The following is a 15,546-nucleotide window of genomic DNA, read 5'->3' as shown; positions in this document are numbered from 1 at the left end:
TGTTTCGACGTGTTGCAGTCCCACAGCTCCAGCCGGGTGCCGTCGGCCCCGCCGCCGCCGGTGGCCTCCAGGCATTTGCCTGCCACGCCCGACCGGACCGGGCCGGTGCCTCCTGACGGCCCGGTGCCGGTCGAGCGTGAGATCGGAGTGAAGCACTGGTCGGAGTTGTCGGTGGGGTTCCACTGCTCGTACTGGGTGTCGGAGGCACCGCAATTCCCGTCGGCGGGAGCGAGCGCGATCGTCAGCGCTGCAGCGTCATCGCGTAGATCTCGAGGTCGCTGTCGCGTTGCCAGTCGAGGCCGCCCGAGCCGGGGGCGACCCAGGCCGGGACGGACGGGGCGGTCAGGGAGAGGGAGCGGACCTGCTTTCCGGGGGCCAGGGGAACGGTCGTCTCGTAGAGGGAAGCCTTCGTCGTGGTCTTTCCGGTGCCCGCCTTGAGCTGGTAGGCGGTCGTCAGTGCGACGGAGTTGCCGAAGTCCGGGGCCTTGTTCGCCCAGCCGGTGAGTTCCAGCGGGACCGTCGCTGTGCTGCCGTCGGTGTACGTGACGACCGCGGTGGCCGACGCGGCGCCGGTGCTGCCGTTGTCGGAGGCGCCCACGATGTGGAGGCTGCCGTAGTCACCGGACGGGAGGGCGATGGCCTGGCCGGTGGACTTGACGAAGTTCTGGCTGGTGCCGGCGGTCGGGGGCGCCTGGTAGGTGACGCCGCCGAGGGTGACCGGGCCCGGTGCGGGCAGTTGGTCGGCGGCGAAGCTCAGGCCCGTGCCGTCGAAGTCGCCCTGACCGGGCGCGTCGAGCGTGGCAACGCCGTCGTTGTTGTAGGCGCTGTCCAGGTCGACGGCGCACGACGTGGCGGTCCGGATCGCGCACTTTCCGGCCGGTCCGACCACGACGGAGACGGTCTTCTTCACCGGGGCGGCGCCGGGGATCTCGGCGGTGACCGACACGGCGTAGGTGCCCGCCGCGGTTCCGGCCGGCGCGGTGATCCGCAACCGGTCGTTCACCTGGGCGGGGAGCCCGTTCGAGGCGGCCGTCGCCGTCGTGTGCGACGGTGACACCGACCACCCCTTCGGGGCCGCGGCGGTCACGGCGACCCGCGCGGTGTGCGGGGCGGTGGCCAGCAGCGTCAGGCCGACCTGCTGCTCCGACGGGCCATCCGCCGTGGGCTGCACGGCGACCTGGTCGGGCGAGACGTCCGCGCTGAGCTGCGTCTGCGGGTTCGGCGCCGTGTCGATCGACGGCGGCGCGTCCTTCGCGGCCGTCGCCCACGCGGTGGGCGTGGTGCTCAGGGCGAAGTCGATCCGTCCGCCGTGGGCGATGTCGGACTGGCCGACCCATGCCTTGTCCCACGCCTTGCCGTTCACCTTCGCGGAGGCGATGTACCGATCGGCCATGCTGGTGCCCGGCGCCGAGATCGTCAGGGTGCCGCCCTGCTGCCTCCCGTAGGCGCCGATCGACACCTGGGCGTTCGGGAACTGCGGGGTGGTGAGGACGTCGAAGTTGCCGCCACTGGTCGTCGGGTAGAGGCCCAGCGACGACATCACGTACCAGGAGGACATCTCCCCCATGTCGTCGTTGCCCGGGATGCCGCCGGGGGTGTTGGTGAACAGGGTCTCCTGCGCCTTGACCACGGTCGCGGTGTTGCCGGGCTGCCCGGTCCACGCGTACAGGTACGGCGCGATGAGGTTCGGCTCGTTGTTGGGGTTGTACTTCGTGGAGTCGTAGTAGTCGTACGGGTCGCTGACCCACTCCGTGTGCGCGGTCCCCGACGGGTCGGAGAGGAGGTCGTCGTACGCGAAGAAGTCGTTCAGCCGGCTGGTCGTCGCGGCCTTGCCGCCCAGCATGCCGACGAGCCCCGCCGGGTCCTGCGGCACCAGCCACTGGTACTGGGTCGCGTTCTGCTCGTGGAAAGCGTGGTCGCTCGTCACCGGGTCGTACGGGGCCAGCCAGGTGCCGTCGGTGGCGGTGCGCGGCCGGAACTGGCTGGTCTGCGTGTCGAAGACGTTCTTGTAGGACTGGCCGCGCTCGGCGAACATCGCGGCGTCGGCCGGGTGGCCGAGTCCCTTCGCCATCAGCGCCAGTGAGGCGTCGGCCGCCGCGTACTCCAGCGTGGCCGACGTGCCGTAGTAGCAGTCGTTGTCGTTGGACTTGGTCGGGCAGCAGTTGCCGCTCGTGCCCGGGGCGCAGTCGGCGTTCGGCTTGATGTTGAGGCCGTAGGGGATGTATCCGCGGTCCGCGTAGTACGCCACCCCGGCGCGCCCGTTCTCCCGGACGTCGGCGGCCGGTACCTCGGTCGCGTTCGCCCGCAGGTACCGGTACGCCTCCTGCGCGTCCGCCCCGGTGAGCAGCCCCTTCGACCAGCCCTCGACCAGGAACGGCGTGACCGGGTCGCCGGTCATGATGTTGCCCTCCTGGTCCTCCAGGTACCAGCGCGGCAGCCCGCCGCCCTCCCGCGCGACCGCCAGGATCGACATGTCGATGTCGTGCGCGACCTTGGGGACCAGCGTCTCCAGAAGCTGGTTCTGCGTCCGGAACGTGTCCCACAGCGAGAAGTTGCTGTAGGGGGCGTAGCCGTTCGCGGTGTGCAGCTTCTTGTCGGCTCCGACATAGCGCCCGTCGACGTCACCGATGAGGTTCGGATCGAGCATGGAGTGGTAGAGCGCCGTGTAGTACGCGACCTGCTGGCCGTGCGAGCCGCCGCCGATCGCGGCCTTGTGCAGCATCGTGTTCCACTGCTTGTTCAGCGCCTTGTGGGCCGCCTCGAAGTCGAATCCGAGCTTCCCGGTCTCCGTCGAGAGGTTCTTCCGGGCGCCGGCGAGCCCGGTGAAGGACAGGCCCACCTTCGCGACCACCGGAGCGTCGTTCTTCGTCGTGTCGAACGTGACCCACGCCCCGTTGGCGCCCTTCGCGGCCGAGTCACGCGATCCCGCGCTGCGGTCGGTGCCCTGCCAGGTGCCGTACGACGTGAACGGCCGGCTCAGCTGGGCGACGAAGTAGGTCTTCTTGGAGTCCTCGACCCACCCCTCGACCGTGCGGTCTCCGACGACGTGGATCTCGGACTCGCTCACTCCGGAGCCGGCGTTGAACATCACGTTCGCCTGGCTCGTCCGCGGGAACGTGTACTGCTGCCACCCGGTCCGCGCGGTCGCCGTCAGCCCGACGGCCACGCCGTACTTGTCGAGCTTCGTCCCGTAGTAGTCGGGGGCCGTCGTCTCGTCGGTGTGGCTGAACGTCGAGGCGTACTGCGCCGGATCGGTCGTGCTCACCTCGCCGGTGGTGGGCATCATCGGCAGGTAGTTGAACCGGCAGCCGTTGATGGTGGTCTGGCTGAACCCGGTGACGGCGCCGGCGGACTCGGTGTCGCATCCGGTGCCGCCGGCCGTCTTCACCAGCGGGCTCTCCTGCACCAGGCCGAACGGCGCACCCGCGGCCGGGAAGTCCAGGCCCTCGTTCTCCGTCCCGATGAACGGATTGACCAGCTTGGTCAGATCGCTCCCCGCTCCGGGCACCGCGTCGGAGGCCGCCACGGACTGGGGGGCGGCGTGCGCGCTCACCGCCGTGCCGGCGGACCCGGCCAGAGCGAGGGCGACGCACAGTGCCGCCGCCCGCAGTCGACCCGTGGTGCGTCGTGCCGTCGGCCCGTTCCGGCTTGTTGCGTATCGCGTGGAATGCATAGCGTCCTTACCGCGTTGCCACTCGAAGACATCGTTGTCATGCGCAGAACGACGGTAGGTCGACAAGCCATCACCCGCAAGGGGTGCGGCGCCCTGCCGAGACGGCATCGGCGGGGGCGGACGACCCCGAGCCGGGGCCGTCCGGCGCCGTCCGATCGTCAGCGGAAGGCGGAATCGCGATCAGGTACCGCACCGCGACGCCGCAGATGGACCTGCCCGAGAGCTTCGGCTCGCCTGGTGGGACGAAGCAGATGACACAACGGCAACCTCTCCGGCGATGAACGGTGTTGAGCCCTCGCTTCCTCCTACCGCTCGCCGGGTGCCGCGCCCGCCGCGCGAGGGCGACGGCGTGTGGCGCATCGCCGCCATCACCTCCATCTACCGCAACGACGCTCTCCCCCGTCCTCCCCCGACCCGGCAGAGCCGACCGCCTGGGCCGGACGCCCTCCCGAAAGGATTCCCACCCCGAGGCGAAGGTCCGTCCCGTCACCGCCGACCTGCGATGACGCAACGCCAACGCCCGCCATCCGGACGTCCTGCCGCCCAACGTAAGGAGCGCGCCCGCATCCGTAGCGAGAAGGGCATCCGGTGGGGCGGACGCCCGCTGGCTGGCGGCATGACCGGCGAAACTATGTGCGCACTCCTGCGGGTAGCATCGTGTCCGGCCGCAACTGGCGAAGGTGGAGAACCACCAGGAAGTGGCTGACTTTCCGCGTGAGCGTCGACCGCCTGGGCGCCTGGGCGCCTGCGTCAGTGATGTCCCGCTGACACAGGAGGCTATGGCGTGGATCTGCGTTATGGGATCAACCCGCAGCAGGCGGCGACTACCGCGCCGGTGCAGCTTGGCCAATGTCCGGTCCGGGTGGTGCAGGGCAACCCGTCCTACATCAACCTGCTGGACGCACCCAACAGTTGGCAGCTGATGCTGGAGGCGAACCGGGCCCTGAACCGGCCAGCCGCCGACCACGCGCCCTTCGACCGGATCGTCGTCACCGTGCAGGCCGCCGATATCTCCCCTGCATGGGTCCGGCAGCTCACGAAGGGCGGCCGCCGCTCGGCATCCCGACCCTCGTGGACGGGGGCAGCTTCGCCTACCGCACCGTACGGGCCGCCGGTGCCGAGGATCACTACGAGCTGGGCGCCGTCGGGCACGGCCCGCACGGACGGCACCTCGCGCAGCGCCTGGTCACCGAGATCCGGACGTGGGACCGCGAGTACCGCGGGGACCGCGCCCGTATCGAAGTCCATCCGGCCGGCACTCCGGACCGCCAGTTGCCCGCAGACCGCCGTATCGAGCGGCGCCACACGCGGATCACGACCAGCTCACGACCCTGCGGCACCCGTCTGGAGCCGGCAAACCGCTGAACACCAGGACGCCTGACCATTAGCAGGACTAAGCTGTCTCGACTGTACGCGAATTGGGGGTAACACCATGTACCTGCTTGATATGCCCATCGACGGGAGGTCGGAGCGGCTTTTACTCGAAGTGAGTGACGTGGACGAGGGCCTCGTCGACGTTGCCAGGCCAGGGCAGGTCGTAGCACGCGGTGCCCGTTCCCTTCAGGAGATGCTGCGGGCCGTTCGCCCAGTGGCCGACTCGTTCGTCACGACGTTCTCCGGGCTCACGCACGCCCCCGACGAAATCAGCGTATCTTTCGGTGTTGCGCTGAACGCCGAGACCGACGCGATCATCACCAGCGTTTCCGCAGCGGCGAACTTCTCCGTCTCCCTGACTTGGCGACCATCGCACTCAGGTGGCAACGGTCGCCAGGCCCCCGTATCGGATGAAGCCCCTGAGGCGCCCGGGTCCGGAGCCGCGCCGGCACCGGACTCCGACGCCGAGGATGCTGGCTCCGCCACCGTTCGCTAACCACCGAAAGACGGTGCCATGGCGTACAAGGCGGCGTACATACGCATTTTCGCCGGGACGACGAACCAGGCAGTCGGCGCCGGGTTCCTCGTCACCGATGAACTCGGTCTGACCTGCGCGCACGTGGTTGAAGCGGCTCTCCGGTCCCAAGCTGACGCTACGGCGAGTCGGGTCGAGGTGGACCTGCCGCTGCTTCCCGGCGGCTCCTCCGCCCGCTTCACCGCATCAGTGCACCGAGTCTATGAGCGCCACGACATCGCCCTGCTCAGGTTTTCGGACCTGCCGCCGACGGCAACTCCGGTACGCCTCGTTGACAACTCTGACGTGTGGGGGCACCAGATACGCACGTTCGGTTTCCCCCGGGGCCACCCTAAGGGCGTGTGGCATGTCGGCATCCTGCGCGGGCAGCAGGCCGACCTACGTATCCAGAGCGACCTGGCCCCAGGAAACGGGTACCGGATTACCCGCGGTTTCAGTGGTGCTCCGGTTTGGGACGAGCAACTCTCCGGAGTTGTTGGCATGGTGGTGCAGGCGGAGTCCGAGAACACGCCTGCCGCAGTCCTGGTGCCGACCGGCCAACTAGTCGAAGTCGATCCCTCCCTACGCCCACTGGCTGTCCCGCCCTCACCGTTCCGGAGCCTGCAGCCGCTCGGCACCGAGGACACCTCGCTGCTACTCGGCCGCACGGCAGAGCGGGACAGCTTGGTGGCACGTGTACGGGCCGAGCCGGCCGTGACACTCGCTGGCCCCTCCGGGTGTGGGAAGTCCTCGCTGGCCCTCGCCGGCGCCGTGCCGATACTGCGCGCATGCGGGTACGCAGTCGTCGTCCTACGGCCCGCCCAGCAGCCGCTCCCACTGCGCTCCCTTGCCTCCGAACTGCTCGCACTCGTGGAAACGGGAGTGCCCCTCGTCGGTCCTAGGACACCGGCCGCGAGCCGGGAGGCATCCTGGAACGAACTTGAAGCCCGGGAGCAGAGGGTTGCGCGGGTACAGTCGCAACTCGAAGGGACTGAGGCGGCGTTATGTGTCGCAAGGACTCTGGCGCGTACGGGTTCACGGCGGCTGCTGATCGTGATCGACCAGTTCGAGGAGGCGTTGGAAGCCCCGAGCGGTCTGCGTTCTCTGGTGGAGGTCGTCACGCGCTCCGATCTCGTTCCCTACGTCAGACTTCTGATGACCCTGCGCGCCGACGTTCTTGCGGAGGTGTTGGCAGATCCCGTGCTGGGGCCGGTAGCAGGCCGGAGCGTGCACCCCCTGCTTCCCATGAGCCGGAGCCAACTGCACCAGGTCGCCGCCGACTCCGTCGGGCGGGTGCCCGGGATCCACTATGAGAGCGGGCTCGAGGAGAAGATACTCAACGATGCCAGCGGCATGCCTGGCGCGCTTGCCCTGCTGGTTCACACCCTGGACCTTCTGTGGCGACACCAGACGCACGGCAGCCTGACCCACGAGGCATACGAGCATCTCGGAGGTGTCAAGGGAGCACTGAGCCGACATGCGGAGGAAGTGTGGCGGCAGAACATTCCGCCGACACTGCAATCCGACGCGGAACAATTGCTCAAGCTGCTGGTACGGCTCCCACTGACCGCCTCCGAGGCCCCAACGCGCCGCACTATCCTCTTAGGCGATCTCAAGCCCGCCCAGCAAGAGCTGGCGGCACGGCTGGCCACCACCCGTCTCCTGGTCACTGGCCAAGACCTCGACGGCCGTCAGGACACGGTTGAGTTGGCGCATGAGGCGCTCATCACTGGCTGGGACCGGCTGTCCCAACTGCTGCGCGACGACCGCCTCTATCTGGCCTGGAACGCGCAGGTGCGCCACGACGCGGAACGGTGGCAGAAGACCGGCCGCACGGCTGACTACCTACCGGGGCCTCGGCTGCTGGAGGAGGCCGCACCCTGGCTTCATCAGCGCGCGGGTGACATGGAAAACACCGTCAAGGAGTTTCTGACGGCAGGGCAACGCCGTCAGAACGCAGTACGCAGGCGTCGCCGGACCCTGGTGACAGCGTTGACCCTGATCGTGTCCGCAGCTCTCATCCTGGGCACGTTGTTCGTACAGCAGAGCAGGGAGAGCGCCCGACGGGGCGCCGAGGCCGACTCCCGCGCACTGGTTGCAGCGGCATCCGACCGAGAAGCGCAGGACCCCGCAGCCGCGATGATCCTCGCTGTTGCCGCCTACCGCACCTCCAACACCCAAGAGGCGCGCAGCGCACTCCTGCGGTACTACCTGGCCAACCGCGACACTCGCCGGGTCCTCACAGATCCGGCCGGGGAGATCAAGAGCGCCCAGAGCGACCGGGATGGCTCGGTGATTACCGCCGTCACCGCGGGGGGACGGGCCACTCTGTTCACCGATGCCCTGGGCGACAAGCCGAGGACGACGACGCTCACAGGTCCGGCTGGCGCGGTGACGCCACTGGCTTCCGCCGACGGCAATCGGGTGGGATACCTCACCGCGCATACAGCGGTGTGGTTCGACGTCCACGGTGACGGCACAGTAGGTCCGGCCGCCACCTTGCCCCTGGGTAGGGGTGTCGACCTGGGAGAAGACCCCGACGAACTGGGAGGCGCTTCCGCCGCGTTCTCCCCGGACGGCCGACGGCTCGCAGTCGTGCAGGACGGAGGGCTCGTGTGGTGGGATCTCGCTGCCCCCCTGACACCGCATCGGATAACTGTCAGGCAGGAGGGAGAGGGCACTGCGCAGGTATGGGCAGGAGCTAACGAGGACACATTCGTCACCTCCTCGATCCATGGGTCCTTGAACAACCAGCGCATCGCCGCGGTCGATGTCGCAACCTCCCAGATCCGGACACTGGCCACTGGCGTCGGTGAAGCGGACGTCTCCGGTGACGGGCGGTACGTCGTGATCTGCCAGAGGGACGGCAAGCAAGTCCGCTACCAGCGGTTGCGCGTCGCCAATGGATCAGGGCAGACGTACCAATTCAGCGATACGAACAGCGCAGACGACGGCTACTGCCAAAGGATCACCGCCGACACCGTTGGCGATCGCTTCACTCTTGACGCGACACTTGACTTGCTGGTCACCCTGGGAGCCGGCACGGATGCCTCTGCAGACGCGTACAGCTACGCGCGAACGGGCACGCCCGTGCAACTGGTCTCCTCACCCTCGGGGACCGCGCTACTCACCTACGAGGGGAACGCCCTCTACGCGAGAGACGCAGGAGCCACCCTGCTGAACCCCGCGCAGGCCGAGCTGACACCGGACGGCCACATGGTCACGGTCGACAAGGACCGCGCCGAGATTGAACTGCGCCGCCCCGACGGCGACCACGGCGTGCTGCGCACCGCCCCGTTGAGCAAGCCCGCATGGGAAGGGGATCTCGGCCTCACCGTCAGCCCCGACGGCAAAACACTTGCCCTACAGGAGTCCGCAAACCGTATTGTCGTCCGCGACGCAGCGACTTTGCGGCCCGTGGGCGTGGTCAACCTGCCCGGCGTGGCTGCGACCAGCAATGGTCAGGGGCCTTCCGTCCAGTTCTACTACGACGGGTCCGGGCAAATAGTCACTCTGACCGGCACCGAGGTCGCACGATGGGAAGCCCGCACCGGAGTCCTCCTCGACAGACTGGACCTCTCCAGCTTCCTCTCAAAGGACGCCACCGAGGACATGGGGATCGAGCCCGGCCTCCGGGGAGGCACTGTGGCCGTGGTGGCACCCCACGACCCGTCTCTACTTGTCGTGGACCTCGGCAACGGTCACATCGTACAGCGGCTGCACATCGGCACCGGCGCTACAGGAGCGTCGTTCGACACCTCGGGCCGCTACCTCGTGGTGTTGCGCACCGGTGGCGGCCTGGAGCTGTGGACGACGAACCCGCTCACCCGCCGGGTGGGACCCCTGCCGAGCTTCGACAAGGACGTGTCATGGATCGGCGGTTTCATCGACGACGGAGGCCATTACCTCCTCGCCGCGCAGAACCACCTACGCCTGTACGACATCAGCAAGGGTACCTTCACGAGTTCCGACGACCTGGGCTCTTACGATCCAAGCACCACCTTGCGCAGCGACAACCCGTACGGCTTCCTCTCCTCCAGCAAAGGAAAACTTCTCTATGCCCAGGAGTTCGGCCCTAATGCCATCATGCTGCACACGCTGCAGCCGGACCCGAAGGTGTGGGCCGCCGCGCTATGCGCTGTCACAGGAGACCGCAGACTCAGTAACAGCGAGCAGATAGGACTCCCGGCCCATATGCCGACGGGAGACCCGTGCGGTTGATCTGCCGGAGGGTTACGCACCACGTCATACCTGATGGGCCGCTCATCCCCGCCGGTAAGGTTCGCCTACGCCAGCCACGCTGCGGTCTGCGCGCCGCCGTCCACCAAGTTACTCAAAGTGACCAACCGTGGCTGTCCCCAGGAAGGCAGCCGACACGCACCGAGTGCTCGGCGAAGGCTGTCGTCCGGGACCGCACCCTTTGCGCGCCCCCGAACGGTAGCCGACGCTCACCAGCGTCAAGCGCTCAGTGCCGTGCCCACGTCGGTACCCTCCGCAGTTCATCCGCACTGCTCGGGGTCGTCAGTTCGACGCCAGCCGCACCGGCCGGGCGGGCGCAGACGGCCACGTATGCGCGGTTCAAGATCCGGGCCATCCCCGGGCCAGCGGCCCGGCCAGTGCTTCCACGACTGCCATACGCGCAGGTCGGCGAACCGCTGGCGCTGTAGCACCAGCAGACCAAGAACCTCCTCGTCTCCTACTCCCCGAAAGCGCAGGGCTTCTTCTGACAGCCGCCCAGCATGCGCCCGACCTGGCCTTATGGCATGCCAAGCGCGTCTGGCGCACTCCCAGCACCGCCGAGGCGCAGCCCCCTGCTTCCCCCCGATATCTCCCACCGGGGTGCTTCCGGGAATGCCTCAGCGCGGAACGCCCCCGGTGGGGCCTGCCCCGCCTCCGTCCGGCGCCGCATCGATTCCTCGGTGCGGTCGTCGTCGTGCTCCCGCGCCAGAAGGAGATGCCGGCGTGCCGGAGGTCGTAGGGCCGTTCTGCGAGCGGCAGGGTCGGCTCGTCCGCGGTCGGCGCGGCGGCCCGCGCTGGTGGGCGCCCTTTGCCGACCGGAACGGGGCGGGTGGCGGCCGGTGGTCTGCCGGCCGCCACCCGCCCCGCGGCTCACACGACGAGCGACAGCAGCATCACGAAACCGAGGGCGACCACCGAGATCACCGTCTCCATCGCCGACCAGGTCTTCAGCGTCTGCGGGATGTCCATCCCGAAGTACTCCTTGACCAGCCAGAAACCCGCGTCGTTGACGTGCGAGAAGAACAGCGAGCCGGCGCCGACCGCGAGCACCAGCAGCGCGGTGTGGGTGCTCGACATGTTCGCGGCGAGCGGGGCGACCAGGCCGGACGCCGAGATGATCGCCACCGTCGCCGAGCCGGTGGCAACCCGGATCAGCACCGCGATCAGCCAGCCGAGCAGCAGCGCGGAGATGTGCCAGCCGTCCGACCAGTCGAGGATCATCTTGCCGACGCCGCAGTCGATCAGGGTCTGCTTGAACCCGCCGCCGGCACCGACGATCAGCAGGATTCCGGCGATCGGCATCAGCGAGGAGTCCACGGTCGCGGAGATGCGGTCCTTGCTGAAGCCGGCCGCCCGGCCGAGCGTGAACATGGCCACCACGACGGCCGCGAGCAGGGCGATCAGCGGGGTGCCGATGACGTCGAACACCCGGTAGACCAGGGACTTCTTGTCGTCCACGATGACGTCGACGAGCGCCTTGGAGAGCATCAGCACGACCGGCAGCAGCATCGTGCACACCGTCGCCGCGAAGCTCGGACGGCGCTCCAGCTCGTCGGAGGCCCGGGCCGGCGTCATGCGGTCCGGCGGGGTGACGTCCACCCAGCGGGAGGCGACGCGGCCGAACAGCGGGCCGGCGATCGCCAGGGTGGGCAGGGCGACCAGCACGCCGAGCGCGAGCGTGGTGCCCAGGTCCGCGTGGATCGCGTCGATCGCCGCCAGCGGACCCGGGTGCGGCGGCACCAGGCCGTGCATCACGGACAGGCCGGCCAGCGCGGGTATGCCGATCCGGATCAGCGACTGGCCACTGCGCCGGGCCACCAGGAGCACCACCGGGATCAGCAGCACGATGCCGACCTCGAAGAACAGCGGCAGCCCGATGAGGCCGGCGATCAGCGCCATCGCCCAGGGCAGCCGCTTCTCGCTCGTCCTGGCCAGGATGGTGTCGACGATCTGGTCCGCGCCCCCGGAGTCCGCCAGCAGCTTGCCGAGGATGGCGCCGAGCGCGATCAGCGTGCCGACGCTCGCCACCGTCGAGCCCAGCCCGGTGGTGAAGCTGGTGACGGTGTCGGCCAGCGACGCGCCGGCCACCGCGCCGAGCACCCCCGAACCGATGGTGAGGGCCAGGAAGGCGTGCACCTTCCAGCGGGTGATGAGCAGCACGATGACGGCGATGCCGGCCAGCGCGGCCAGGGCGAGCCGGGTGTGGCCCGCGTCGGCGATCGGGGGCGGGGTGGCGGCGGCCAGCAGCTCGACGCTGAGTGCGGACACGAGGGGCTCCAAGGGGACGGGACAGCGGGGCGGGGACAGCGGGGCACGCACACCGGGGAAGGTGCGGGACCGTGCGGGAACGTGCGGGGGCGGGAGGCGACGGGTGGGGGCGGTCCGCGCGGAACGGGGAGGTTCCGGCGGTCAGACAGCGGTCAGACGGCGTCCAGGCGCTGCGGCAGTGCGGCGAGCGCCCGTTCGGCGATCTCCTGCGGACCGCCGGTGATGGACACCACCGCGCCCGCCTCGTCGGCGTCGAGCGGCTCCAGCTCCTCCAGTTGCGAGGCGAGCAGGCCCGACGGCATGAAGTGCTGCGTCCGGGCGGCCAGCCGGGAGGCGATGAGCTCCGGCGGGCCGTCCAGGTGGAGGAAGAACAGGCCGGGCGCGTCGGCGCGCAGCCGGTCACGGTAGCGGCGGCGCAGTGCCGAGCAGCTCACCACGCCGCTGCGGTCGCCGCGTTCGGCGATCCAGCCGGCGATCGCGTCGAGCCAGGGAGCCCGGTCGGCGTCGTTCAGCGGGTGGCCGGCCGACATCTTGGCGATGTTGGCCGCCGGGTGGAAGTCGTCGGCCTCGGCGTAGGGCACGCCGAGGCGCTGCGCCAGCAGGCCGCCGACCGTGGACTTGCCGGAGCCGGAGACTCCCATGACCACGATCACGGGGAGCGGCGCGGAGGCGGCGGCCGTCATGCTTCCTCCCTTTCTGCGGGGTGTTCCGTGGTGTCGGACGGGTTCGGACACCGCCGGGTGGTGGTCAGGGGCCCCGTCCGGCGGCGTGGCGACCACTGAACACCCATAGGTACTACTTATTCAAGAGGATGTGAAGCAAACGTCATATGACTGTGATGGCCGGTCGGCGGACCGGCCGCCCGGTCGGCTCTACGCTTGGCGCATGCCTCAGCAGGATTCCCCGCGCGACCAGCGGGAGCGCAGTGCGGGCGGCGGCCTGCACTCCCGCGTGCTGGCCGAACTCGGCCCGGCCATCGCCTCGGGCGAGCACCCGCCCGGCACGGTGTTGCGGATCGATGAACTGGAGTCCCGCTACGGCGTCTCGCGCACGGTGGTGCGGGAGGCGGTGCGGGTGCTGGAGGCGATGCACCTGGTCGAGTCGCGCCGCCGGGTGGGCGTCACCGTGCGCCGCACCGAGGAGTGGAACGTGTTCGACCCGGCCGTCATCCGCTGGCGACTGGCCGGCGCCGACCGGCCCCGCCAGCTCCGGTCGCTGACCACGCTGCGCACGGCGGTGGAACCGGTCGCCGCCGGACTGGCCGCGGCCACGGCCACGCCCGAACAGTGCCGCGAACTCACCATGCTGGCCGCGGAGATGGCGGCGGCGGGGCGCGCGGCGGACCTGGCCGCCTATCTGGTGCACGACATCGCGTTCCACCGCGTGGTGCTGAACGCCTCCGGCAACGAGATGTTCGCCCGGCTCGGGGACGTCGTGGCCGAGGTGCTCACCGGACGCACCGAGCACCACGTGATGTTCACCGCGCCCGATCCGGAGGCGGTCACCCTGCACGTGCGGGTGGCCGAGGCCGTCCGGGCGAGCGACGCGGTCGCCGCGGAGTCCCTGATGCGGGAGATCTGCGTCGGAGCGCTGCGCGAGCTGGACATCCTGGCGCCGTAGGGACCGCCCCCGAGCGTCACCGGGGCGCTACGACCGGGACCACTTCTGGTTGCTGCCGCCGTTGCAGTTCCACAGTTCCACCAACGCGCCATTGGCCGTGGCGGCGCCGGTCACGTCCAAGCACAGGCCCGACTGCACGTTGGTCACGCTGCCGTCGGCGTTGAGGCTCCACTGCTGGTTGGTGCCGCCGTTGCAGTCGTAGATGATCACCGGTGTGCCGGCGGTGCCGCCCTTGCCCGAGGCGTCCAGACACTTGTCGCCGTACGCGACCAGTTCCTGCGACGAGTTGAGCGTCCACGACTGGTTGGTGCCGCCGTTGCAGTCCCAGATGTCGGTCTGCACGCCGTTGGCCGTACTGACGTTGGGAATGTCGAGGCAGCGGTCGGAACCGGCGCCACGCAGCACCCCGCTGGTGCCGCCGCCTCCACCGCCATTGCCGCCGCCGGGGTTGCCGCCCGTGCCCCACCCCCACTGAAGGCGGTCCAGGCCGGACTGGTTGGTGACGCCCACCGAGAGGTCGGTGCCGCTGCCGCTCAGGGTGGTGATGGCGCACGAGGCGTTCTCACAGGGCCCGGGGCCCTGGCTCTGGGTCGCGCCCTTCACGCCCGTCCACAGGACGGAGCCGATGCCCATACTGCGCACCGTGTCCGTGATGGCGTACAGGTACGACAGGTCGTTGTTGCCGTCTTTGGGTCCGTTGTAGTTGACGCCGGTGTTCATGGGGACACCGAACTCGGTCAGCACGGCACGGTCGGCGTTCCCGCACAGGTTGCCGGTGAAGTCGCTGACCCATGCGGCCTCCGTGGTGTGCGAGTCGCCGAACATGCCGTAGATGTGGATCGACAGCAGTGTGCCGGACAGGCGTGAGTCGGCGCCGACGGCACACAGGTTTCCGTCGGAGTACAGTCCGGGCACAATCACGTGGCCGCGGGGGAGGTCGGGGTAGCGCGCGAGCCAGGTGGCCTCGAAGTCGGTCAGATCCGTGGCGTCGTACCCGTACGGCTCGTTCATGATGTCGAAGTAGAAGTTGCCGTGGCCGCCGTACTTGTCGATCATCGTGTCCCACATCTGGTAGAAGGACGCGCTGTCGCTCACCTTGCCGCCTTGTAACCAGGGGGCCACGATGACGTTCATGCCCAGTGCGGTGGCGGCATCCAGGGCCGTGGTGTAGGTGTTCCACCAGGTCCCGGAGGTGGTCGCCGCGTTTAACCCCATCCGGACGGTGTTGGCCCCGAGGTTCTGGAAGCCTGTGAGGATGGCCGTGGACTTCGTGTAGGCGGTCGCGTAGCTGTCCGAGGTCGACAGGCCGACGGGGACGTTCGGGCCTGTGATGAAGTTGTCGTCCGGGTCGGCCCAGTTCACTCCGTGGAACTGGCTGGTGGACGCGGCGGCGGTCGCCGAAGCGGCGTGTGCCGCGCCACCGCCTGCCAGCAACCCGGCCGCCATCAGGGCGACGGTTGCCAGGGCGGCGGTCATGCGCGTGACTGTGCTGATCACTGCGGTCTCCTCGCGGTGTGTGAGGGTGAGCGGCAAACGTGTCTGCTTCATGTGTGTGCGTCCGGACGCGCGGCAGGTCCGCTGACGGTCCACTGCTGGTTGGCCTGGCCGTTGGCCGGTGGCCTGGCCATCATGTCCAGGCCACCGGCGGAGGACAGGGGCGTCCGTGCGGGCCGAGCAGGCGTCCACGAGCGTGGCGCCTCGGAGCGCGATGACCGGTCGGCGGGCTCGAGGCGGTGTCTCCGTGGACCGGTCGGCCCGGTCCACGGAGACACCGCCTTCATGGCCGCACAGGTGCGGGTGCCGTGCGGCGGCCCGTCATCACGGCGGGCCGGTCACGGGCCGGAACCCGGTCGGGCCG

Annotated in this window: 8 protein-coding genes, 2 pseudogenes and 1 riboswitch; of the genes and pseudogenes, 6 read left to right on the top strand and 4 right to left on the bottom strand. The window is 69.3% G+C overall.

Annotated elements, in window-relative coordinates:
* Window positions 1-241: 241 nt before the first annotated feature.
* A complete protein-coding gene (locus WA788_RS22650; protein WP_335980162.1) occupies window positions 242-3,553 on the bottom strand; it encodes a GH92 family glycosyl hydrolase in 3,312 nt (1,103 codons plus the stop codon).
* 626 nt (window positions 3,554-4,179) lie between these two features.
* Between WA788_RS22650 and WA788_RS22645 the strand changes: the two are divergent.
* From WA788_RS22645 to WA788_RS22630, 5 genes and pseudogenes are all read left to right on the top strand, one after another.
* Window positions 4,180-4,280, top strand: a pseudogene (locus tag WA788_RS22645) (integrase); the annotation flags it as partial.
* A gap of 50 nt (window positions 4,281-4,330) precedes the next feature.
* A riboswitch (ZMP/ZTP riboswitch) is annotated at window positions 4,331-4,415 on the top strand.
* 42 nt (window positions 4,416-4,457) lie between these two features.
* Window positions 4,458-4,682 (top strand): annotated as a pseudogene (locus tag WA788_RS36095) (hypothetical protein); the annotation flags it as partial.
* Between the two features lie 11 nt (window positions 4,683-4,693).
* Window positions 4,694-5,038, top strand: coding sequence for a hypothetical protein (locus tag WA788_RS22640; RefSeq protein WP_335980161.1), 345 nt, complete (start codon window positions 4,694-4,696; stop codon window positions 5,036-5,038).
* A 67-nt stretch (window positions 5,039-5,105) separates the two neighbouring features.
* On the top strand, window positions 5,106-5,543 hold the full coding sequence (locus WA788_RS22635; protein ID WP_335980159.1) for a CU044_2847 family protein: 438 nt from the start codon (window positions 5,106-5,108) through the stop codon (window positions 5,541-5,543).
* A gap of 18 nt (window positions 5,544-5,561) precedes the next feature.
* Entirely contained in the window at window positions 5,562-9,782 is a 4,221-nt protein-coding gene (locus tag WA788_RS22630; RefSeq protein ID WP_335980157.1) for an nSTAND1 domain-containing NTPase, read from the top strand.
* Between the two features lie 888 nt (window positions 9,783-10,670).
* Here the strand turns inward: WA788_RS22630 and WA788_RS22625 are convergent.
* Both WA788_RS22625 and WA788_RS22620 read right to left on the bottom strand, forming a co-directional pair.
* Window positions 10,671-12,068, bottom strand: a complete 1,398-nt coding sequence (locus tag WA788_RS22625; protein ID WP_335980154.1) for a GntP family permease — start codon at window positions 12,066-12,068, stop codon at window positions 10,671-10,673.
* Between the two features lie 152 nt (window positions 12,069-12,220).
* On the bottom strand, window positions 12,221-12,751 hold the full coding sequence (locus tag WA788_RS22620; protein ID WP_335980153.1) for a gluconokinase: 531 nt from the start codon (window positions 12,749-12,751) through the stop codon (window positions 12,221-12,223).
* A 202-nt stretch (window positions 12,752-12,953) separates the two neighbouring features.
* Here WA788_RS22620 and WA788_RS22615 point away from each other — a divergent pair, with 202 nt between their 5' ends.
* Window positions 12,954-13,688, top strand: coding sequence for a FadR/GntR family transcriptional regulator (locus WA788_RS22615; RefSeq protein ID WP_335980151.1), 735 nt, complete (start codon window positions 12,954-12,956; stop codon window positions 13,686-13,688).
* A 27-nt stretch (window positions 13,689-13,715) separates the two neighbouring features.
* Here WA788_RS22615 and WA788_RS22610 read toward each other — a convergent pair whose 3' ends face one another.
* The gene (locus WA788_RS22610; RefSeq protein WP_335980149.1) at window positions 13,716-15,185 is read right to left on the bottom strand and encodes a ricin-type beta-trefoil lectin domain protein; all 1,470 of its coding nucleotides are present in this window, start codon (window positions 15,183-15,185) and stop codon (window positions 13,716-13,718) included.
* Between the last annotated feature and the right edge of the window lie 361 nt (window positions 15,186-15,546).

Source organism: Streptomyces sp. CA2R106, assembly GCF_037034245.1.
Classification (GTDB): Bacteria; Actinomycetota; Actinomycetes; order Streptomycetales; family Streptomycetaceae; genus Actinacidiphila.
This window is presented reverse-complemented; position numbering and strand designations above follow the sequence as displayed.

What these genes read in the sequence shown, in the direction of transcription:
- WA788_RS22640 (WP_335980161.1), top strand. Translation starts at nt 4,694, where the DNA reads ATGGGTCCGGCAGCTCACGAAGGGCGGCCGCCGCTCGGCATCCCGACC.
- WA788_RS22635 (WP_335980159.1), top strand. Translation starts at nt 5,106, where the DNA reads ATGTACCTGCTTGATATGCCCATCGACGGGAGGTCGGAGCGGCTTTTA.
- WA788_RS22630 (WP_335980157.1), top strand. Translation starts at nt 5,562, where the DNA reads ATGGCGTACAAGGCGGCGTACATACGCATTTTCGCCGGGACGACGAAC.
- WA788_RS22620 (WP_335980153.1), bottom strand. Translation starts at nt 12,751, where the DNA reads ATGACGGCCGCCGCCTCCGCGCCGCTCCCCGTGATCGTGGTCATGGGA.
- WA788_RS22615 (WP_335980151.1), top strand. Translation starts at nt 12,954, where the DNA reads ATGCCTCAGCAGGATTCCCCGCGCGACCAGCGGGAGCGCAGTGCGGGC.